Source organism: Candidatus Nitrosacidococcus tergens (genome assembly GCF_902810445.1).
GTDB classification, from domain to species: domain Bacteria; phylum Pseudomonadota; class Gammaproteobacteria; order Nitrosococcales; family Nitrosococcaceae; genus Nitrosacidococcus; species Nitrosacidococcus tergens.
In genome coordinates this window covers 560,229-581,571 of sequence record NZ_LR778175.1, presented here as the reverse complement: position 1 = coordinate 581,571, position 21,343 = coordinate 560,229, and the positions used below count along the sequence as shown (strand labels likewise).

The 21,343-nt window shown below is 37.1% G+C and carries 19 protein-coding genes and 1 tRNA gene; 6 read left to right on the top strand and 14 right to left on the bottom strand.

Features of this window, described 5'->3' with window-relative positions; genetic code table 11:
• The first annotated feature begins 94 nt into the window (after positions 1-94).
• Positions 95-610: a bifunctional 3-hydroxydecanoyl-ACP dehydratase/trans-2-decenoyl-ACP isomerase gene (fabA, locus tag NSCAC_RS02890; RefSeq protein ID WP_197744925.1), complete on the top strand. Its 516-nt coding sequence runs from the start codon at positions 95-97 to the stop codon at positions 608-610.
• Positions 611-682: 72 nt separating this feature from the next.
• Here the strand turns inward: fabA and pnp are convergent, their stop codons facing one another.
• The 8 genes from pnp to NSCAC_RS02850 form a co-directional block, all read right to left on the bottom strand.
• Positions 683-2,770, bottom strand: a complete 2,088-nt coding sequence (gene pnp, locus NSCAC_RS02885; RefSeq protein WP_197744924.1) for a polyribonucleotide nucleotidyltransferase — start codon at positions 2,768-2,770, stop codon at positions 683-685.
• Between the two features lie 74 nt (positions 2,771-2,844).
• A complete protein-coding gene (rpsO, locus tag NSCAC_RS02880; RefSeq protein WP_197744923.1) occupies positions 2,845-3,114 on the bottom strand; it encodes a 30S ribosomal protein S15 in 270 nt (89 codons plus the stop codon).
• A gap of 39 nt (positions 3,115-3,153) precedes the next feature.
• Positions 3,154-4,083: a tRNA pseudouridine(55) synthase TruB gene (gene truB, locus NSCAC_RS02875; RefSeq protein WP_197744922.1), complete on the bottom strand. Its 930-nt coding sequence runs from the start codon at positions 4,081-4,083 to the stop codon at positions 3,154-3,156.
• Between the two features lie 5 nt (positions 4,084-4,088).
• The gene (rbfA, locus tag NSCAC_RS02870) at positions 4,089-4,457 is read right to left on the bottom strand and encodes a 30S ribosome-binding factor RbfA (RefSeq protein ID WP_197744921.1); all 369 of its coding nucleotides are present in this window, start codon (positions 4,455-4,457) and stop codon (positions 4,089-4,091) included.
• Positions 4,458-4,459: 2 nt separating this feature from the next.
• Positions 4,460-7,069, bottom strand: a complete 2,610-nt coding sequence (infB, locus tag NSCAC_RS02865) for a translation initiation factor IF-2 (RefSeq protein WP_197744920.1) — start codon at positions 7,067-7,069, stop codon at positions 4,460-4,462.
• A 32-nt stretch (positions 7,070-7,101) separates the two neighbouring features.
• Positions 7,102-8,589 (bottom strand): transcription termination factor NusA, encoded by a 1,488-nt coding sequence (nusA, locus tag NSCAC_RS02860; RefSeq protein ID WP_197744919.1) that lies wholly within the window; start codon positions 8,587-8,589, stop codon positions 7,102-7,104.
• Between the two features lie 18 nt (positions 8,590-8,607).
• Complete coding sequence (gene rimP / locus NSCAC_RS02855; RefSeq protein ID WP_197744918.1) at positions 8,608-9,063, bottom strand: ribosome maturation factor RimP; 456 nt, start codon at positions 9,061-9,063, stop codon at positions 8,608-8,610.
• Positions 9,064-9,139: 76 nt separating this feature from the next.
• Positions 9,140-9,216: transfer RNA gene (locus tag NSCAC_RS02850), tRNA-Met, on the bottom strand.
• A 148-nt stretch (positions 9,217-9,364) separates the two neighbouring features.
• On the opposite strand from NSCAC_RS02850, the gene NSCAC_RS02845 reads away from it, so the two are divergent.
• The 3 genes from NSCAC_RS02845 to dapE are packed head-to-tail and all read left to right on the top strand — an operon-like array spanning position 9,365 to position 12,256.
• Positions 9,365-10,252 (top strand): ATP-binding protein, encoded by an 888-nt coding sequence (locus NSCAC_RS02845; protein ID WP_197744917.1) that lies wholly within the window; start codon positions 9,365-9,367, stop codon positions 10,250-10,252.
• 32 nt (positions 10,253-10,284) lie between these two features.
• Positions 10,285-11,106: a 2,3,4,5-tetrahydropyridine-2,6-dicarboxylate N-succinyltransferase gene (gene dapD / locus NSCAC_RS02840; RefSeq protein ID WP_197744916.1), complete on the top strand. Its 822-nt coding sequence runs from the start codon at positions 10,285-10,287 to the stop codon at positions 11,104-11,106.
• Positions 11,107-11,122: 16 nt separating this feature from the next.
• Positions 11,123-12,256: a succinyl-diaminopimelate desuccinylase gene (gene dapE, locus NSCAC_RS02835; RefSeq protein WP_197744915.1), complete on the top strand. Its 1,134-nt coding sequence runs from the start codon at positions 11,123-11,125 to the stop codon at positions 12,254-12,256.
• Here the strand turns inward: dapE and NSCAC_RS02830 are convergent.
• The 3 genes from NSCAC_RS02830 to NSCAC_RS02820 are packed head-to-tail and all read right to left on the bottom strand — an operon-like array spanning position 12,245 to position 15,626.
• Positions 12,245-13,309: a chorismate transformation FkbO/Hyg5 family protein gene (locus NSCAC_RS02830; RefSeq protein ID WP_232085976.1), complete on the bottom strand. Its 1,065-nt coding sequence runs from the start codon at positions 13,307-13,309 to the stop codon at positions 12,245-12,247. The genes dapE and NSCAC_RS02830 overlap by 12 nt on opposite strands.
• Positions 13,310-13,332: 23 nt before the next feature.
• A complete protein-coding gene (locus NSCAC_RS02825) occupies positions 13,333-14,514 on the bottom strand; it encodes a pyridoxal-phosphate-dependent aminotransferase family protein (RefSeq protein WP_197744914.1) in 1,182 nt (393 codons plus the stop codon).
• Between the two features lie 35 nt (positions 14,515-14,549).
• Positions 14,550-15,626 (bottom strand): kinase, encoded by a 1,077-nt coding sequence (locus NSCAC_RS02820; RefSeq protein WP_197744913.1) that lies wholly within the window; start codon positions 15,624-15,626, stop codon positions 14,550-14,552.
• Positions 15,627-15,707: 81 nt separating this feature from the next.
• On the opposite strand from NSCAC_RS02820, the gene NSCAC_RS02815 reads away from it, so the two are divergent.
• Positions 15,708-17,192 carry an FAD-linked oxidase C-terminal domain-containing protein gene (locus tag NSCAC_RS02815; RefSeq protein WP_197744912.1) on the top strand — a complete coding sequence of 495 codons (1,485 nt, stop codon included), beginning with the start codon at positions 15,708-15,710 and terminating at the stop codon, positions 17,190-17,192.
• A 13-nt stretch (positions 17,193-17,205) separates the two neighbouring features.
• Here NSCAC_RS02815 and NSCAC_RS02810 read toward each other — a convergent pair whose 3' ends face one another.
• From NSCAC_RS02810 to NSCAC_RS02800, 3 genes are all read right to left on the bottom strand, one after another.
• Positions 17,206-18,765 (bottom strand): copper resistance CopC/CopD family protein, encoded by a 1,560-nt coding sequence (locus tag NSCAC_RS02810; protein ID WP_197744911.1) that lies wholly within the window; start codon positions 18,763-18,765, stop codon positions 17,206-17,208.
• The gene (locus NSCAC_RS02805; RefSeq protein WP_197744910.1) at positions 18,762-19,223 is read right to left on the bottom strand and encodes a YcnI family copper-binding membrane protein; all 462 of its coding nucleotides are present in this window, start codon (positions 19,221-19,223) and stop codon (positions 18,762-18,764) included. The genes NSCAC_RS02810 and NSCAC_RS02805 overlap by 4 nt, the downstream gene beginning before the upstream one ends.
• A gap of 164 nt (positions 19,224-19,387) precedes the next feature.
• Entirely contained in the window at positions 19,388-19,975 is a 588-nt protein-coding gene (locus NSCAC_RS02800) for a DUF6655 family protein (RefSeq protein WP_197744909.1), read from the bottom strand.
• Between the two features lie 282 nt (positions 19,976-20,257).
• On the opposite strand from NSCAC_RS02800, the gene NSCAC_RS02795 reads away from it, so the two are divergent.
• On the top strand, positions 20,258-21,310 hold the full coding sequence (locus tag NSCAC_RS02795; RefSeq protein WP_197744908.1) for a phytoene/squalene synthase family protein: 1,053 nt from the start codon (positions 20,258-20,260) through the stop codon (positions 21,308-21,310).
• Positions 21,311-21,343: the final 33 nt, after the last annotated feature.

Below are 21,343 nucleotides of genomic sequence, written 5' to 3'. Positions count from 1 at the left end.
CTTATATTAATCTAATTAAAGTTATTGATTATTTTAGTTTAGAGCTCAGTAGGGTTATTAATGTGTGTTTTCCAATTAAGTAAATATTGATGTAATGGAAAGGCCTAATAAGTTTAGCTATGAAGATTTACTCCAATGTGCCCAAGGCGATATGTTTGGTCCAGGTAATGCACAACTACCATCTCCGCCGATGCTTATGGTAGATCGCATTACTCATATCAGCGATAATAGTGGCAAATTTGAAAAAGGAAAAATTATTGCAGAAATGGAAATTAAACCTAGCTTATGGTTTTTTGATTGTCACTTTAATGGAGATCCGGTTATGCCTGGGTGTTTAGGATTAGATGCTATGTGGCAATTGTTAGGTTTTTATCTTGCTTGGCTAGGGGGATTAGGTCATGGTCGAGCATTAGGATCAGGAGAGGTAAAATTTACAGGACAAGTAACTCCTAAAAATAAATTAGTTACTTACCATATTGATTTAAAGCGGGTAGTAATGCGCAAACTAGTGATGGGAATAGCAGATGGTACTATGTTTGTAGATGATCGTGAAATTTATTCCGCTCAAGATCTCCGCGTTGGACTTTTTACATCAACTGAAAATTTTTAATTTTACTTAAGTTACAAAAAATCCCTTATAGGCATACCTATATCCTTATGCCTATAAGAGAGAGAAAATAGTTTATTCTTCTTTAATTGCTTTTATGCTTAGGCGAATTCTGCCCTGCTTATCCACTTCTAAAACTTTTACACGAACTATATCTCCTTCTGAGAGTTTATCACTCACATGATTTACCCTTTCATCTGAAATTTGAGAAATATGAAGTAAGCCATCTTTACCGGGGAGAATAGTAACAAAAGCGCCAAAATCCATTAACCTAGATACTTTTCCCTCATAGATCTTCCCAACTTCTATATCAGATACAATTTGTTCTACTCTACGCTTTGCTTCTAGCCCGTTTGCTTTATCAGTAGAAAATATTTTTACTGTGCCATCATCACTAATATCAATAGTAGCCCCTGTTTCCTCAGTTAGGGTACGTATTGTTGCGCCACCTTTACCGATAATATCCCGAATTTTATCAGGATTAACTTTGAAAGTTACCATGCGTGGAGCGTACTCAGACATTTCCCCTCGAGGAGTAGAAATAGCTTTATTCATTTCATTTAAGATATGAAATCGTCCCTCCCTAGCTTGAGATAAAGCAGTACGCATTATCTCTTCGGTAATTCCATCAATTTTTATGTCCATTTGTAGGGCTGTCACTCCCTTTGTTGTACCTGCTACTTTAAAATCCATATCACCAAGATGGTCTTCGTCACCAAGAATATCACTCAGTACTGCAAACTGATCCTCTTCTTTAATTAATCCCATAGCAATTCCAGCTACAGGAGATTTAATTGGAATACCTGCGTCCATTAAGGAAAGACTTGTACCACATACAGTTGCCATTGAGCTAGAACCATTAGATTCCATAATTTCGGATACAACTCGAATTACATAGGGGAAATCTTCTTCGCTAGGTATAACTGCACTAATACTCCGTTTAGCAAGCCTACCATGGCCAATTTCTCGCCGTTTTGGTGCACCCACCATACCCACCTCGCCCACACAAAAAGGTGGAAAATTATAATGAAGCATAAACCGCTCTCGGTATTCTCCATCAATGGCATCAATTACCTGTGCATCCCGCTCGGTACCTAAAGTAGTAGTGACTAACGCTTGGGTTTCTCCTCGAGTAAAAAGTGCGGATCCATGGGTTCTAGGTAATAATCCAACCATAATATTAATAGGTCGAACTTCATTTCTATTGCGACCATCAATTCGTTGCTTTCCAGAAATAATTTGTCCTCTTACAAGGTTTTTTTCTAAACGATTAATGGCTACTGATACTTGATCAGCACTCCATTTTGAGCTCTCATCTGGTATCAATTGTTGTACTATAAGTTCTCGTGCTACTGCTACATGCTCTTGGCGATCTTGTTTCGACTGGATTTGGTAGGCATTTTCTAAATGCTTTTTTCCAATCTCCTCAACTGCTAACTGTAAATCAGTATCCTCTAAAGGAGGTTGCCAACTCCAAGGTGCTTTTCCAATTTCTGCAGCTAGCTCTCTAATTGTTTGAATGACTCCCTGCATTTCTTGATGACCAAACATCACCGCACCTAACATAATCTCTTCAGGCAACTCTTTAGCTTCTGATTCCACCATAAGAACTGCTTTTTCTGTACCAGCAACTACTAAATCTAGTGCTGATTTTTTAGCCTCGCTAGTAGTTGGGTTAAGTACATATTGTCCATTGATATACCCAACCCTTGCAGCTGCAATAGGGGCACTAAATGGAATACCAGAAATAGCAAGTGCGGTAGATGCTCCGATAATAGCAGGAATATCTGAGTCATTTTCTCCATCTGAAGAAAGGACAGTAGCAACTACTTGTACTTCATTAGTAAATCCTTTTGGAAATAAAGGACGTAGAGGACGGTCAATAAGACGAGAAACTAAAGTTTCTCTTTCTGTAGGTCTACCTTCTCGCTTAAAAAAACCACCTGGTATTTTACCTGCAGCATAGGATTTTTCTTGGAAATTTACAGTCAATGGAAAAAAATCCCGATTTTCACTAACTTCTTTCACGCCTACTGCAGTTACTAATACAGTAGTCTCACCATAATGGACAATTACAGCTCCAGTAGCTTGCCGTGCCATATAGCCGGTTTCAATAGTAAGCGTATGATCGCCATATTCAATTACTTTTTTAACTGGAGTCACATTAAGATCCTTATAAATAGTGAATAGATGTTCAATAAGAGAAAAATCTATATTTTTAAAAGTGAAAATTAGTATTAACGGCGTAGTCCAAGCGTGCTAATTAGATCACGATAGCCTTGTAAATTCTTCCTTTTTAAGAAATCAAGCAGTTTTCTTCTACGGCTTACTGCACGTAATAAACCTCGCCGTGAATGATGATCATGTTTGTGTATTTTAAAATGCTCAGAGAGCTGATTAATCCGTTCTGATAGTAGTGCAATTTGCACTTCTGAAGAACCTGTATCGTTTGTGTTATATTGATGTTCTTTGATAATCCGAGCTTTCTCTTCGTAACTTAAAGGCATATAATCTTCCTATTTCTTAATTCTTACTTTAACTAAATGCTAACCATTAGAAACAAATAATAGCCTATATGGGGCTACTTGGTTATGATTCACAATCTTACCTATTCCAAAAAAATCTTTATTATCTTCAACTAAACGTACCAATCCTTGAGAAAACAATTGAGAAATAGGTACGGTTTGTCCTTGACGAAGACAATGGGCCAAATGGGGAATAATACTAATTTCAGGAAAGTTTCTAAGAATATCTCTTGGAGGTAAAACCAATGCATTTAACTTATCTTTATTTGTTTCAGCAAGATTTTTCAATTGATCAAGAGATACTATGTCAGAATCATTAAAATTACCTACTTGGATACGTCGAAGCATCGTTGTATGTGCACCACATTCAAGAGCATGACCAATATCTTCTACTAAAGTACGAATATAAGTTCCTTTAGAGCAGGAAACTTCAAAACTTAAACAAGCTTCTGTCACTTCAGTAAGTTTTATATTATAAATGATAATTTTACGAGGAGATCTTTTAATTTCAAGCCCTTGGCGTGCTAACTTATATAGTGGTTGACCATGATACTTAATTGCTGAGTACATGGGAGGTATTTGTTCTTGAGCTCCAATAAACCTCTTTAAGATATTTTCAACAAACTTCCAATCAAAGGTTTGTACTGGAGTTGTTTTTATTATCTCGCCTTCAGAATCACCTGTAGTAGTTGTTACTCCTAAACGGCAACGGACTAAATAGTGCTTATCTGCATCTAAGATAAATTGAGAAAGTTTAGTTGCCTCTCCTAAACAAATAGGCAGTAATCCACTTGCCATCGGATCTAAACTCCCTGTATGTCCTGCTTTACGTACCTGATAAACTCGTTTTACCTGTTGTAAAGCAGCGTTAGAGCTAATCCCTATAGGTTTATCTAACAAAACCATACCATGGATAATATTTTGACTCTTTAACTGATTTTGTTTTTCCATGTATTTTATGGTAAATGGTGATTCTCTTTAACCACTTCATCAATTAAAGAGCGTAGATAATTACCACGCTCAATGGAGTTATCATATAAAAACTTTAAGTTTGGTACTACACGCAGATCAATTCTTTGGTACAAGTTCTTTTTGAAAAAATCCCCCGCTTTATTTAAAGCATTTAACTGGGAGTTAATTCTCGCTTTATCTTGTTCCATAGAGGTAATATATACTTTTGCTTGTTTTAAATCTGGAGAAATATCCACGTAAGAGATAGTAACTAGCTTTATTCTAGGATCTTGTATGTTTTTTTGAATAAGTAGTGCTAATTCCCGCTTTAGCAATTCATTGATGCGACGTGTACGTGGGAAATTCTGATTCATTTTTATAGCGTAGGATCTACTTTTATTTTTTCGTATACCTCTATTTGATCCCCTACTTTCACATCTCTATAATCTTTCACTCCGATACCGCATTCAGTACCAGCTCGTACTTCCTGTACGTCCTCTTTAAATCGACGTAAAGACTCCAATTGCCCCTCAAAAATAACGATATTATCTCTTAGTACTCTAATTGGGTTATTTCGGCGAATAACACCTTCAATCACTAGGGATCCTGCAATAGCCCCAAATTTAGGTGAGCGAAATACATCATCTACTCGAGCAAGACCGATGATACTTTCTTGGTACTCTGGCTCTAACATACCCGTGAGTGCTTTTTTGACCTCGTCAATAGCATTATAAATAATGCTATAGTAATGAAGATCTACTCCTTTCTCTGCGATAGCACGACGTGCTGATGTATCTGCACGGACATTAAAACCAATGATAATTGCATTGGCTGCAACTGCTAGATTTACATCTGTTTCGTTAATGCCACCTACCCCAGCAGTAATTACTTTAACTCTAGCTTTATCTGTAGATAATTGAGCTAGAGAATCAGAGAGCGCCTCTGCTGATCCCTGTACATCTGCTTTAATAATAAGGTGAAGCACTTGAGTTTCTCCAACATTAACCTCATTAAACATATTTTCAAGTTTCGCTGGATGTTGGCGAGCTAGTTTGTTTTCTCGCTCTTTGCTCTGGCGAAACTCAGCGATTTCTCTTGCCTTTCTTTCATCAGGGACAACAATAGCTTCATCTCCTGCATTTGGGGTACCTGATAAACCTATAATTTCCACAGGCGTAGAAGGGATAGCTTCCTCTATTTCAAGTCCAGATTCAGTTAACATAGCCCGAACTCTACCGGTTTCTATACCGGTTAAGAGTATGTCCCCTTTACGAAGAGTACCGCTTTGTACCAAAATAGTTGCTACAGGTCCTTTCCCCTTATCAAGACGAGATTCGATAATTACTCCCTTTGCAGTCCCTTCTGAAGAGGCCCTAAGCTCCATCATTTCAGCCTGAAGTAAAATGGATTCAATAAGATTATCTATCCCTATACCTGTTTTAGCAGAAACCGGTACAAATTGAATATCCCCTCCCCATTCTTCGCTGATTACATCATGATTTGCTAGCCCTTGTTTTACTCTATCAGGATCAGATTCTGGCTTATCAATTTTATTGATTGCAACTACAATAGGGGCTTCTGCTGCTCTTGCGTGTTGGATAGCTTCAATAGTTTGAGGCATTACTCCGTCATCTGCAGCAACAACTAGTACTACAATATCAGTAACTTTTGCTCCTCTAGCACGCATAGCAGTGAATGCAGCATGACCTGGAGTATCAATAAAGGTAATATCCCCTTTTTTCGAATGTACTTTATAGGCTCCGATATGTTGGGTAATACCTCCTGATTCGCCAGAAACTACTTTAGATCGACGGATGCAATCGAGTAATGATGTTTTTCCATGATCTACATGCCCCATTACCGTTACAACAGGGGCGCGTACTTTTTTAATGCCTTGTATGAACTGTTGCTCGTTAAGTGTGAGCTCCAATATATTCTCTTCTAAAAGTTTAGGTTTATGACCCATATCTTCCACTAGGATTACAGCTGTATCCCGATCTAGTGCTTGATTAATTGTTGCCATAATCCCTAAACGCATGAGATGTTTTACTACTTCAGCAGCTTTTACTGCCATTTTCTGTGCAAGCTCAGCAGCAGTAATTGTCTGCGGGATGACAACCTCTCGTATTATTGGAGTACTTGGTTTTTCAAAACCATGTTTTATGGTGAGTGCAGCTTTTTTAGGGCGGTTTTTCTTATTTTTTCCAATAAACTTATCAGAATTTAGAGATTGCTCTTTATAACTATGTTTTTCCTTCTTATTTTCTTTATCCGTATCATTAGATTCCCGAGGGCTATCTTTATCAGGTTTATTTTTTTTGCTTACCTTATTTTTTGAATTTGAAACAGAATCATCTAAAGCAGAAGTAGATAAAGATTTATTATCTTGAGAATCCGACTTTTCAATACCTAAATTTTCAGCCAATTCTTGCTCTTTAGGTTCATTGACTTGCTCTAATTCTTCAATAGATTTAGATGCCTCCACTTGATCTGCTCTAGCAGTTAGCTTAGTTTCTTCTTGAGGTGAATCTTGAACTACCTGAGTATCTATTGGCTTAATGCTATTCTCTTGGGGTTCTTGAGGATTGTTAACAACGGTACTATTCTCTTCACGATAACGCTCTTGACGCTCTGTTTTTGCCTCTGCAAGACGCTCTTGTTCTTGCTCAAGGATAACACTTCGTTTAATATAAGTACGCTTTTTACGTATCTCAATATTAACACGCTTAGAACGACCACCGCTGTTACTAACTTGGATTTCACTATAACTTCGACGTTTTAGTGTAATCTTCTTAGGAACTTTGAGTTCTGTGCCTACACTTCTTTCTTGTTTTAGATATAGTAATAACTGTGATTTTTGAGACTCAGTTATCGGGCTATTTCCTCCATCTACTTTAATACCAGCTTTATATAGCTGCTCTAATAAATGGTTGATAGGTGTACCCATAGCACTAGCTAATTGTTGTACCGTCGTTACATCACTCATGTTTCACCTTTTACTTCTTAAGCTTTTTGCTACTACTCATTAGCAAACCAAGCTTCTCTAGCTGCCATAATTAAACGAGCGGCTTGTTCCCTATCGACCCCTTCGATTTCAATAAGATCATCTACTGCTTGTTCAGCTAAATCATCCCTCGTGAAAATGCCTACCATTGCAAATTTATCAGCTAATACTTTATCAATACCCTCTAATGTTAAGAGATCTTGGTTTGGTTGTAAGGTTTGAGATTCCTCACCATTCATAGAATGACTAAGAAGCACATCTCTAGCACGCCCTCTTAGATCCTTAACAATTTCTTGATCAAATTCATCAATAGCTAGTAGCTCTTGCTCTGGTACATAAGCGATCTCTTCAATACTAGAAAATCCTTCATGTACTAAAATAGCTGCTATTTCTTTCTCTACATTAAGTTGATCAGTAAATAGTTTTTGTAGTGCCTCATTTTCTGCCTCTCCGATTTCACCTGCTTCCTGCTCTGTCATTACTTTTAATGACCAACCAGTAAGTTGAGTAGCTAAACGAATATTTTGCCCACTTCGACCAATCGCTTGAGATAAATTTTCCTCAGCTACAGCAATATCCATACTATGATTTTCTTCATCTACAACAATAGAGCTAATTTCTGCAGGTGCCATCACATTAATCACAAAACGGGTAGGATCTTCATCCCATAACACAATATCTATCCGCTCTCCTGCTAATTCATTTGAAATCGCCTGTACTCGAGATCCTCGCATTCCTACACATGCTCCTATCGGATCAATGCGAGATTCATTGGTTTTCACTGCAATTTTAGCTCGAACTCCGGGATCTCTTGCAGCACCTTTAATTTCTATTCTATTTTCGCTAATTTCTGGCACCTCTAACTTAAATAACTCTATCAAAAGTTCTGGAGCAACACGGCTTACTATTAATTGTGGACCTCTTCCTTCTCCACGTACATCTTTGAGATAGCATCGTAATCTATCTCCATGGCGCACGGTTTCACGAGGAATCATTTCTTCTCGTAGAATAATACCTTCAGTATTATCTCCAAAATCTAAAATAATATTGCCCTGAGTAGTACGTTTTACTACCCCTACTATCATTTTACCTATTTGGTTTCTATAGATTTCAAAAATTTGAGCCTGCTCTGCTTCTCTAATTTTTTGAACAATAACCTGTTTTGCAGTTTGAGCTGCAATACGACCAAATTCTATAGATCCTATAGGATCTTCTATAAATTCGCCTAACTTAGTATTGGGTGATTGATCTTGTGCCTTGCTGAAAGATACCTGCCGGTGTGGAAATTCTATACTCTCTTCATTTTCAACCACTTCCCATACTCTAAAAGATTCATACTCGCCTGTTATCCGATCAATAACAACGCGTACTGCAATATCTTCTGAATAGCGCTTTCGGGTTGCCATTACAAGAGCCGCTTCTAGGGCTTGAAAAATTACCTCTTTATCTACGCCTTTCTCATGAGAAACAGCGTCTACTACCATTAGTATTTCTTTGTTCATTATTAACCCTAAGCCAACTTAATTTATCTTTGGTACTAAACGCGCTTTTCTTATATTCGACAATGGAATTTGGAAATCTTTCCCAGTGACTACAATTACAATTTCATCTTCAAGAACAGCCTTTAGTAAGCCCTTTAATTTTTTTTGTCCATCTAAAGCCTCATAGAGCATAATTGAAATGTCATTTGCGATAAATCGAACATAGTGTGCTTTAGTGAAAAGAGGTCGATCAAGCCCAGGAGAAGATACCTCTAGAGTGTAAGATCCCATATTTGGCTTTTCTATCTCTAGTAAAGCACCCACTTGATGACTTACATTTTCACAGTCATCTACTGTAATTCCTAAATCTGAATCAATATATACACGTAAGAGGGAATTTCTATGATTGACATGGCATTCTATACCTACTAGCTCATAGCCTAAGGTAGTAATAGTTGGCATTATTACAGTATAAATACTTTCCCTATCCCACATACTTAATCATTTAAAACAAAAAAAGGGCCAGCGGCCCTATTCTAAATACTATATTATATAATTAACATACATAATGTGGTAGCGGGGGCAGGATTTGAACCTACGACCTTCGGGTTATGAGCCCGACGAGCTGCCAGACTGCTCCACCCCGCATCACAAGTTTAAATATAATACTTAATATAATGGTTACTTTCAAGTGGTAAATTGATTAAAGCCAGTTATTTGCCTATAGTAATTATTAATTTATTTACTGATTGTTTAATTATTTATAACTATAAACAGTAGTATCTATAAAATACCGATGTCTTTAACTACTCAACAACTAATTGATAGAGCATTAGATTTAATTAGCCGTATTGAATGTCGTTTTTTTCCCCAAGATAGAGTTCTTGATTGGGAATCATTCATTGCTTTTCGCTGGCGATCCACCCACTTAAGTCATTCAGGTTATTTGGAACCTATTTCAAATACCCATTCTATTCAGCTAAAACATTTGTGCGGAGTAGATTCCCAAAAGCAGCGGTTAATCCAAAATACTCGCCAGTTTATTTCAGGGTTACCAGCAAATAATGTACTTTTATGGGGTTCTCGAGGTACAGGAAAATCTTCCTTAGTTAAAGCTATTCTCAATAAGTTTGCTTATCAAGGTCTAAGGCTAATTGAAGTAGATAAACACGAATTAATTCATTTACCTGATATTATTGCTCAGGTGATACAACGTCCTGAGTATTTTATATTGTTCTGTGATGATCTCTCATTTGAAGCAGATGATCCTGGCTATAAATCTTTGAAAGTTGTTTTAGATGGTTCTATAAGTACTGCTCCAAAAAATGTATTAGTTTATGCCACTTCCAATCGTCGCCACTTACTCCCTGAATATGAATTAGAAAACCAACAAACACAACTAATAAATAATGAAATTCACCATGGAGAGGCAGTAGAGGAAAAAATTGCTCTCTCTGATCGATTTGGGCTATGGTTATCTTTTTATCCCATAAATCAGCAAGGCTATCTTGATATTATACATACTTGGCTTCAGTATCATGAAATAGGCCCAGAACTATGGGAAGAGGCAGATAAGGCGGCTTTGCAATGGGCATTGGCAAGAGGATCAAGAAGCGGACGTACTGCTTGGCAATTTGCTCAAGATTTTACAGGATCCCAAAAACTCAAGAATAAATTTAGATAAAAATTTAAAATATACTGGAATAATATAGACTTATGAGTAACATTCAAGCTGTTATTGAAGAGGCTTTTGAACACAGATCTGAAATTAATCCCCATAATGGAGAAGCTAAGATTAGAAGAGCAGTATCAGAAGCACTACAGCTCTTAAATACAGGCCAAGCCCGAGTAGCAGAAAAGAAAGAAGGAAGATGGCAAGTCAACAAATGGCTTAAAAAAGCAGTATTACTTTCTTTTAGGCTTTCTGATAACTCCCTTATTCAAGGGGGATTTACTCATTATTTTGACAAAGTACCTCCAAAATACGAACAATATACCTTGAATGATTTTCAAAAAGATAATATAAGGGTCGTTCCACCAGCTACAGTACGTAAAGGTGCGTTTATCGCTCCTAGTGTGGTACTAATGCCTTCCTATGTAAATATTGGTGCTTATGTGGATGAAGGTACTATGGTGGATACTTGGGCAACCGTAGGGTCTTGTGCTCAAATTGGAAAGAATGTTCATCTCTCTGGAGGGGTGGGCATCGGTGGCGTATTAGAACCTTTACAGGCTTACCCTACGATTATTGAAGATGATTGTTTTATTGGTGCCCGATCTGAAGTAGTAGAAGGAGTTATTGTAGAGAAAGGATCGGTTATTTCCATGGGTGTATTCATTGGTCAAAGTACAAAAATTCTAAATAGAGCAACTGGTGAAATAAGCTATGGACGAATTCCCGCAGGCTCTGTAGTAGTTTCTGGTAACCTTCCCTCTAAAGATAGTACCTATAGTCTTTACTGTGCTGTAATTGTAAAGCAAGTAGATGAAAAGACCCGCAGTAAAGTGGGGATTAATGAATTACTCCGTGATATTTAAATAACATCATTCAATTATGTCTGCTACTTTAGCACTTACTAAAGAACTAATTGCTTGTCCTTCAATTACCTCAGATGATGCAGGGTGCCAGAAGATATTGGTTGATCATCTCGAGAAAATAGGCTTTCATGCTGAATATATGCCTTTTGGGGAAGTACAAAATCTTTGGATTCGCCGAGGTAAAAGCTCTCCTCTATTTGTATTTGCAGGTCATACAGATGTAGTACCTACTGGACCTAAAGAAAAATGGACGAACGATCCTTTTACCCCAACCATTAAAGATGGAATTCTTTATGGACGTGGAGCAGCAGATATGAAAGGTGGTCTCGCTGCTATGGTAACTGCCTGTGAGCAATTTATTTCTATTCACCCTGATTATCAAGGCTCTATTGCTTTACTCATTACTAGCGATGAAGAAGGAATTGCAGTAGATGGTACTGCTAAGGTAATAGAAGTATTACAAAAGCGAGGAGAAAAAATAGATTTTTGTTTAGTGGGTGAACCCAGTAGTCTTGAGCAAGTGGGTGATCAAATCAAAAATGGTCGTAGAGGATCTCTCAACGGAACCTTACTTGTTCATGGTATTCAAGGGCATATTGCCTATCCTCAATTAGCTGATAATCCTATTCATAGCTTTGCAGAAGCATTATTAGAACTATGTAACACTCGATGGGATGAGGGAAATGAGGATTTTCCTCCTACCAGTTTTCAAATTTCAAATATTCGCAGTGGTACAGGGGCAACTAATGTAATTCCAGGGGATCTAGAAGTGCTATTTAACTTTCGTTATTCTACAGAGGTTACAGATAGTGAATTAAAATATCGAGTCGCTGATATTCTTTCCCGCCATCGCTTAAAATATACTATTAATTGGCATCTCTCTGGCCTACCATTCCGAACTCAAGAAAACGCAACTTTAGCAATAGCAGTCGTAAAAGCAATTAAGGAAATCACGGGTATTGAAACGAAACTCTCAACTAGTGGTGGTACCTCAGATGGGCGATTTATTGCTCCCACTGGTACACAGGTAATAGAGTTAGGACCAGTAAATAAAAGTATCCATCAAATTGATGAACATGTAGCCATTGCAGAGCTAGATCAACTGTCTCAAATCTACATTCGAACTTTAGAGCTTTTACTAGTAAGTTAATTCACTAATTTTTATCTGCTCTCGGTAAAATGCTTCAATTTCTACTAATAATTCTTCTCGGCAAATATCTCCTTGAAGAAAAATTGTAGGTACTGTATTTCTAAGAGTTTCTTTTAAATATTGAGCAATAGGACCTACCTCTATGCCTTGCCGAATATAAATTTTTAATAAGCTAAGCTCTTGTAGATTCTTAATCCGTAACTGATGAGACTGATTAGCATTTTTTATCAGTGCAGCCAAATTGTTTAAAGTTTCTTCTAATTGGGTCAGTGGCTTTCCAATATGCTTAGTTTCGTGACCAATGATACTAGCTGTACCCGAAATATAAAAGTGAATTTCAGAGTGCCATTTTTTTAATGTAGCCCGAGAAAAGGAAGGACTGCGGGGAGCATAATAAAATGGATATCGAAAAGCACTAACTTGGCGGGGATTTTCTACTCGTTCTCCAGGACTAGTCGTTGCAAGGAAATAAACAAGAATTTTTCCTGTGCTCGTACCCATTGCTGTAGCAGCGACTAAAAAACGCTCAAAGTTTGGAAGGGTTTCTAAAATTCGATGGCGACCCAAGCAAAAAGCCCGATACCGCTCTAAGCCTTCCTCCTCATTATGAATATGAGGTAAATAATTCCATGTTCTTAACAAATATGGATAATTTAAATTTTGTTGGCACTCAATGATAGAGCGATAGATACGATAAGTAATTTCATTTAAACTTGAGATATTATCCTCTTCAATTTGAAGATAACCGAATAATATAGAATCGGTTCGACTATACCAAATCCCCCTTTCTTTATCGTATCCCGTTTCAAATTTTTGAGTAGTGCGCCAAACCTCAACTGTAGATAATTGTGATACTTGTAGTTCAGGTAAATTAACAGTAATTACTCTAGGATCATCTATACTAGTTAAATAATCACCGAATCTTATAGCACATAGTATATTTTGCTCACTAAGGATATCTTTAATATCGGCAAGATTCTCATAGCTTATTTCAAATGGAGGAGAAGAAATAGAGGTGTTAGATATTTCCTTATTATGATTAATAACTTCCACCTCTAACCTCTGAGTAGCTTTTATTATGCTGCTGCTTTTAAAGAAGCTGCTTTAGTTGCTGCTCCCACTTCTATTTTGGCACCTAAGTCGCTTAGAATCTTTTCCAACGCGCCTAGGAAGATTAAGACGTTACGTAAATTAGCACTATGCCCCATTAAGCCAACACGCCATATTTTGCCTGCCATATCTCCTAGTCCAGCTCCTATTTCTATCCCATATTGTTGTAATAGCTGAGTACGTACTGTGGCATCTTCAATACCTTCAGGAATTTTAATTGCATTGAGCTGAGGAAGACGATAAGGTTGATCAACAATAAAGGATAATCCCATAGCTTCAAGACCTACTTTAAGTATTTGATGGTTGCGATCGTGCCTTGCCCAAGATTGCTCAATTCCTTCCTCTTGTAAAATCACTAGAGCTTCATGTAAACCATAAAGAGCGTTAATCGGTGCAGTATGATGATAGGCTCGCTTACCTATCCCACCCCAGTAACTGCTCACTAACCCTAAATCTAAAAACCAACTCTGAGCTTTTGTTTTTCGAGTTTTTATTTTTTCTACTGCCCGTGGACTAAAACTTACTGGAGAAAGCCCAGGAGTGCAGGAAAGACATTTTTGGCTACCTGAATAAATGGCATCAATTTTCCATTCGTCTACTTTTACTGGACTACCTCCTAAGGAAGTCACCGTATCTACAATAGTAAGACAACCATAGCGGTGAGCAATCTCTACTAAAGTTTTTACATCTGATTGAGCACCTGTAGAAGTTTCTGCATGGACAAAAGCAACCACTTTTGTATCTGGGTGTATCTTAAGGGTTTCTTCGAGCTTATTTGGATCTACAGGTTTTCCCCAAGAATCCTGTATCATAATTGGGGTAGCACCGCATCGTTCTACATTTTCTTTCATCCGACCACCAAACACCCCGTTTTGGCAAACAATGGCTTTATCTCCTGGTTCTAATAAGTTAACAAAGCAAGTTTCCATCCCTGCACTACCGGGAGCGGAAACCGAAAAAGTGAGATCGTTTTGGGTTTGAAAGGTATATTGTAGTAAAGATTTCATTTCATCCATCATGGCAACGAAAAATGGATCTAAATGACCAATGGTAGGACGAGACATAGCTTCTAAAATTCGAGGGCTTACATCAGATGGGCCTGGGCCCAATAAAATTCGAGTAGGTGGATGAAAAGAAGAAATAGGCATTAATAGGCTCCTAGATGTTTATAGTATAAGTGTTGCTAATTTTTAGCCTGTATTTTTAAAAATTCTCTCTGATCACTAATCTCTAATACCATATCAGCATAAGAAGGTACTTCTATTAACATATGCTCTGTTATTCTTTGAAAATGAGCGATAAATCGTTTTATCGCCACTTTGTCCATAATTCTTATTTCTGAAGTATGATTTCCTAAATACTCTTGCTGATTTAACCGAATGAGATTTTGTTCCTGTTCCAATCGTTGCTTATACACAGTCTGAAAAGAAGAAATTTTTATAAAAACTAGCTTGTCTAAAAGAGAAAATAACTGAGCATAGTCATAATATAATGCTTGATTAATATAATGTCGCCATACTCCATCCTTATCTTCTTCAGATTCTAATTGGTTTATAGGCTTTGTCAGTTGTTGTTCAAGCATTGGGAGAGTGCCTACACACCATCCTTCAAAAATTATAATATCAGGTTGCCCTTGAAAAATAATGCCCTCTGTATCAGGTAGCCTATCATCTAACTTTTTATCAAATTTAGGAAACTGAGTAATCGAATCTGCATTTGCTGATTTTAAGGATTGTAGTATCTTTATTGCGAGCATTGTATCATGGGTACCAGGCACACCCCGAGTCACAAATAAAGGATGAACTCTCTGAGCTAGCTGTTGTCTCTTAGCATGGGAGAAATAGAAATCATCCAATGATAAAGTAGCCACTTTTTGATGAAAATAGGTAGTCAAAATAAATTCCAATAACCTACTCAAGGTAGATTTTCCTGATCCTTGAGCACCACTTAGCCCTAATACTAAAGGTTTTTTCCCTAACTCTCCTTGTTGCTCTATGATCCATATGGCTATAGGTAAGTAGACCTGCCATAGGGTTTCTAGCGGTGGTATTTGTAGTTGGTCGTGCTTTGCTAAAATAGTACTGTTTAAACGTAGTAACCTACTTTTTTCTTGTATGTTATGGTAGATACGCTTATTTGATTTATCTAAATTCTTTCCCCACAAAGCGTAGGTATCTAACTCTAAATCTACTAGAATAGAATAAATTTCCTTAGAACAATAAGGTAAAGTATTCCTCCCTTCTGCTAGTTGCTGAAGCACATTTATTATATGTGTATTTCTGGATTCCTCTATCATAGAGTACATTATAGATACTATTTATTTTTATTTAGAGGTTAAAGATTGTTTACTTCAGAAATCCCTAACCATTCTCTTAATAAGAAAGAATTTATTAAAAAGCTTAGTGCTTTTTTGCCTAAAAATGGAATTCTCCATAAAGAAGAAGATATCTCTCCTTATGAATGTGATGGACTCTCTGCGTATCGAAATCTTCCTTGGCTAGTAGTAATACCAGAAACGATTGCTCAAATCCAAAAACTTCTTCAGATTTGCAACGCAAATAATATTCCTATTGTGCCTCGAGGAGCAGGAACAGGACTCTCTGGAGGATCTTTACCCCTAAGTAATGGGGTTCTTATTAGCCTTGCTAAGTTTAATCGTATTTTAGCCATTGACCCCCTTAATCGAACAGCTCGAGCACAACCTGGAGTACGTAACCTTGCTATTTCTGAGGCGGTAGCACCTCATGGGCTTTATTACGCACCCGATCCATCTTCTCAAATCGCTTGCACTATTGGAGGTAATGTTGCAGAAAATTCCGGTGGAGTACACTGCTTAAAATACGGATTAACTGTTCATAATGTTCTAGCATTAAAAATCCTTACCATGACTGGTGAACTTATTTCTTTAGGGGGCACTACCTTAGATTACCCTGGTTATGACTTAATATCATTGATGACAGGGTCAGAAGGATTGCTTGGAATAATTATTGAAGTCACCGTAAAATTACTCCCTATTCCTGAGCAAACCCAATTATTACTCGCTGCTTTTAGTAAAGTAGAAAAAGCAAGTAATGCAGTCAGTGCTATTCTAAGTGCGGGAATCATTCCTGCAGGATTAGAAATGATGGATAGATTAGCAATTCAGGCAGCAGAAGATTTTATTCAAGCAGGCTATCCTAGAGACGCTGCAGCAATTTTGCTATGTGAGCTAGATGGAAATGCTACAGAAGTCATCTATCAACTTGAGCAAGTTAAAACTTTATTATCTTCTGTGGGTGCTATAGAGATACGTACTGCAGAAAATAAACAAGAGCAGTTAAAGCTATGGAAGGGGCGTAAAGCAGCCTTTCCTGCAGTAGGTCGGATCTCTCCAGATTATTACTGTATGGATGGGACTATTCCACGAAAAAAACTTGCTGAAGTATTAATACAAATTAACAAGCTTTCAGAGAAATTTAAATTACTCATCGCTAATGTATTTCACGCTGGAGATGGTAATTTACACCCTTTGATTCTTTATGATGGAAGTAAACCCAGAGAGCTTGAGAGAGCAGAACAGCTAGGGGCTAAAATTTTAGAGCTTTGCGTTGCTGTTGGAGGCACAATTACCGGTGAGCATGGAGTAGGGATTGAGAAAATTAATCAAATGTGTATTCAATTTGGTACTGAAGAGCTTAAACAATTCCATGAAATAAAATCAGCTTTTGATCCTAATAATTTACTTAATCCTGGCAAAGGGATTCCAACCCTACATCGCTGTGCTGAATTTGGAGCAACTCATGTTCATCGCAATTCTCTCCTCTTTCCTGAATTAGAGCGGTTTTGACAAGGATTAAAGGTTAATTTTTTAAGATTACTTGATCAAAGTCATCAATTAAAATTTTTAATTGCACTTTCCAATACTCAGTAATAGGTAATACTGGAAGATGAGCAAGCCATAAATCGCCGACTTGATGTGCTTGGCGGCGTAAAGGCTCAATTTCAGGGGTGAATGGATTAGTAATAATAAGAGTAACTTCTTGGGCTGAAAAAATTTGCCCATTATGAGTAGCTATAGCAATTTCCCAAGTACCTAGAGAATCTCTCTGTTCTTTAATTTCGGCATGTATTTGGCTATTTTGTAAATGAAACACTATTGTTTTAGTAGCAGATGAAGTGTTTAGGCTACGAGGTGGCGGAGTAAATCGCCATAAAGATACTACACCTAATACTAATATTGCCAAGATTATTTCTAAGCTGATAGAGTATTTTAAATGTTTTTGTGCTTTAGTAGATCCAGAAAGTGCTGGTTCTGTATAACACCAACGGTTTAAAGAAGCTAAAATAAGTAAAAGAGCAACTAAAATCAGCTTAGCTATCAAGATTTCGCCATATTCTGTCCGCCATAAGCTGTCTAACCGATCTACCTGTAAATAACTTAGTCCTAAGCCGCTGATCACTAAGACAATAACAACTGGGGTAATCCATCGAGAAAAGCTGGCTAAAGGTGTTAACCCTATCAGGGTTGGGAATGGATTACGATAAGAGGGCAATAGTCGAACCAAAGGGATAAATAAACCTACCCAAAAGATAGCAGTGATGATATGCAGAGTTACTAAAGGACGAGCGAGCCATTGAGGTGGTGCGGTACTAGCATGACCACTTACGGAAAATGCTAGACCAGAGATCCCTCCCCCAATTATTGCTATGATCATAGAAAATTTATGAAAATTTAGTGTACTAAGACCCACCAAAAAAACAACTGCCATTAAGCCCAGCATCCAAGCATAATGACCTGTAGAAAATGCAGTAACCCAAGTAGTAGAATCAGCAAGGGTTGCCCAAGAAGAATCTTGTAAATCTAATCCTTGTAGTCCTAAATCAATAGGTAGCGTGATTATACCTAGCAGTGCAAAGGGAAAAACCCAAGACAACTTGGTTTTAGGAGCTAGCACACGAAATAAGATAGCACCACTCACTACAAATAAACATAAATAGCCTAGCCATTTACTTAACCAAATTGCTACATTTCTTATAGATATATTTGCTGAAGGATCTGTAACCATTACACTAGGGGTACCTATAGAATAATCTAATATACCTCCCACAGGATGCCCATCAGCAGAGACAATGCGCCAGCTTAATAAATAAGTACCTTTTAAATCCATATCCGGTATAGAGATATGGATCTGCTCATTTCTATTAGTATAAGAATCTAGGTTTATTTGCCTCTCTTTAGGATCGATCAATTGCATTTTGGTTATCCCTACAGGCTCATTAAAAATGAGAGTAACAGTTTTGGGAGAAGCATCTAGAATTGCTCCCGATTCAGGCAGTGTTGATACTAATGCAGCATGTCCCCAAACTGTCTGTCCCCAAAAAAACAGACAGCTTGTAAATATAAAAAGGAGATTTCTCATTTTGTATTGACAGGTGCAGTTAGCCTAAGACCAGGTGCGGGATAATCTCCACCTTCATTCTGTTCTACACCTAATTTACCTGATGTATCAATCCAACGGGATGCTCCTTTCACACATTCTTGAACTGAAAGAAAATATAAAGTTTGATCTGGCTTTAACGAAGATGAGAGATAACCTACAAAAGCAAATTCCTCATAATGTGCATCAGAGAGTTTCCCAGTCCAGTCAATTTCCTTTACCCCGCTATCTATTTGAGTACCAAATAAACTTTGTGGATGGTCATATTTTCCTTGGATAATATCTAACTGCCAGCCAGCTTTAGGCTGAGGCTTTACCGTAAGTACTCCTTCAGGAATACGTACTTTTAATTTTACGGTATCAGATCCTTCGCAACCATGGGGTACTCCTAAAACTGTTTTATAATAATTACCTACTGGAGCAGAAGGAGCAGACTGCAAAAAAACGTGAGCCTGGGCTACTGGAATTATATTGGTTAGCAAACTAGCTAAAATAATAATGAAGAACACTTATCAAAACCTCTCTATTTAAAAAATAAAAAATTTAGAGCATTACCTTATAAGTGAGGTTCAATAAAATTACTCATTTAGTTTTTAGGAAGAAATTAATTTTTACTAGACTCCATCTCGTGTACGGTAGGTATCAAATCGTTTTTAAACCAATTGTGGATTGGGGTATGCACATGGATATAATAAGAATCTCCATAAATAGGTACTGAGAAATTGCGTAACTCCCCAGTCTTAGCATCATAGATAAAAAATGCCAATTTAGCTATTCCTCGCATATTCTCTTTTTTAAAAAAGGCAATTTCTGGAGTTTTAAATGTGCCTGATAAAGGTACAGGAACAGAAAAGCTAGGGATACCTATAAGTCGCTCAATTTTATCGATGGAAAGTGCACCTACCCTTGCTTCCATGATCAAGTCAGCTTCTTTTTCATCTTTAGCCAATCGCCCACCTTGTTTAAGGAGCTGAGCTTTAATTGCACTGATAGCATATAAAATATCTTGATTCTTACCACTATCTTTATATATCGGTAAGGCATTGGTATCGAGCCAAATTTTGGCTCTTTCTGGAATATTGAAATTTAAATCTACTACGCTGTGATCTACTGCAGTAGAAATAAGTAATTCTTCTGTTGCTGTTCTGGAGGGTAGAGTTTCATTGACTGTAGTGGTACAACCACTAAACATTATTATCGGAACTAGAACTAGGAAAAAAAACACAATAATTATTTTAAAAAAGATGGATTTTTATTAAAATCCTATTAAATTATTATGAATTTACTTTTAAAATCTCCTTTAATAGTAGAATACTACTACCATTTTTATAATGGATTTATAAAGTATTTTCTATAAAATAGGCATAAAAATAAGTACTTCATTTATGATGCTTCATGTAGAATAAGCTGCAATTGTATACAAGATTATAATCTGCATTGTTTTTATTGTTTTAAATTTTAAAAGTTAGAGATTATGGATGCTGTTATTGAAGACAAAGTGTATCAAGATAAAATCCTTGTGGATGTTTCCCGCACCTTTGCACTTACAATTCCCCAGCTACCAGATAAACTAAGAGAAGTTGTTGCAAATGGTTATTTATTATGCCGAATTGCAGATACTATTGAAGATGAACCTACCTTAAGCTTAGAGCAAAAAAATACATTCTCTAAAGTATTTACTCAAGTAGTCAAAGGAGATAAATCTGCGCAATCTTTTGCCGAAGATCTCTATCCTCTTTTATCTGATCAAATGCTTCCCGCTGAACGAGAACTCATTCAGAATACCTCTCGAGTTATTCGAGTAACTCATAGTTTTACGCCACCTCAGCGTGCTGCTCTAGAGCGATGTGTTCGTATTATGTGCGATGGAATGCCTAGATTTCAAAGATCAGCTAGCTTAAAAGGATTAGAGGATATGACAGCAATGGATAAATACTGTTATTTCGTTGCTGGCGTAGTAGGTGAAATGCTCACAGAATTATTTTGCGACTATTCTCCAGAAGTTCATGAAAACTGTGATGGACTACGTAAACTTACGCTCTCTTTTGGGCAAGGATTGCAAATGACCAATATCTTAAAAGATATTTGGGACGACAGAGAACGGGGTGTATGTTGGTTGCCTCGTAGTGTATTTAAAAAAGCACATTTTAATTTAGAGGATTTAACGCCAAATCAGTATTCCCCTACTTTTGGAGAGGGATTTCAGTATTTGATTAGCATCGCCCATACCCATTTGCGAAATGCTTTAGATTATACTTTGCTTATTCCAGCTAAAGAAGTAGGTATTCGCCGTTTTTGTCTTTGGGCAATTGGATTTGCTATTTTAACTTTACGTAAGCTACATCACCATCAGGATTTTTCTAGCGGAAATCAGGTTAAAATTTCACGCCGTAGTGTAAAAATAACAATTTTTTTAACTAACCTTGCAGCAAATCATGATAGAGTGCTTAAATTTTTATTTAACCTTGCTGCTAAAGGTATACCTCTTTCCCCCTTAGAAACCTCTCATATTAGTTACGGTAAATAAACTATTAACATATAAATAAACTTAAGGAATTAA

Coding starts and splice junctions, on each gene's coding strand:
- fabA (WP_197744925.1), top strand. CDS start 95: ATGGAAAGGCCTAATAAGTTTAGCTATGAAGATTTACTCCAATGTGCC.
- rpsO (WP_197744923.1), bottom strand. CDS start 3,114: ATGCCTTTAAGTTACGAAGAGAAAGCTCGGATTATCAAAGAACATCAA.
- truB (WP_197744922.1), bottom strand. CDS start 4,083: ATGGAAAAACAAAATCAGTTAAAGAGTCAAAATATTATCCATGGTATG.
- rbfA (WP_197744921.1), bottom strand. CDS start 4,457: ATGAATCAGAATTTCCCACGTACACGTCGCATCAATGAATTGCTAAAG.
- infB (WP_197744920.1), bottom strand. CDS start 7,069: ATGAGTGATGTAACGACGGTACAACAATTAGCTAGTGCTATGGGTACA.
- nusA (WP_197744919.1), bottom strand. CDS start 8,589: ATGAACAAAGAAATACTAATGGTAGTAGACGCTGTTTCTCATGAGAAA.
- rimP (WP_197744918.1), bottom strand. CDS start 9,063: ATGTGGGATAGGGAAAGTATTTATACTGTAATAATGCCAACTATTACT.
- NSCAC_RS02845 (WP_197744917.1), top strand. CDS start 9,365: ATGTCTTTAACTACTCAACAACTAATTGATAGAGCATTAGATTTAATT.
- dapD (WP_197744916.1), top strand. CDS start 10,285: ATGAGTAACATTCAAGCTGTTATTGAAGAGGCTTTTGAACACAGATCT.
- dapE (WP_197744915.1), top strand. CDS start 11,123: ATGTCTGCTACTTTAGCACTTACTAAAGAACTAATTGCTTGTCCTTCA.
- NSCAC_RS02825 (WP_197744914.1), bottom strand. CDS start 14,514: ATGCCTATTTCTTCTTTTCATCCACCTACTCGAATTTTATTGGGCCCA.
- NSCAC_RS02810 (WP_197744911.1), bottom strand. CDS start 18,765: ATGAGAAATCTCCTTTTTATATTTACAAGCTGTCTGTTTTTTTGGGGA.
- NSCAC_RS02800 (WP_197744909.1), bottom strand. CDS start 19,975: ATGTTTAGTGGTTGTACCACTACAGTCAATGAAACTCTACCCTCCAGA.
- NSCAC_RS02795 (WP_197744908.1), top strand. CDS start 20,258: ATGGATGCTGTTATTGAAGACAAAGTGTATCAAGATAAAATCCTTGTG.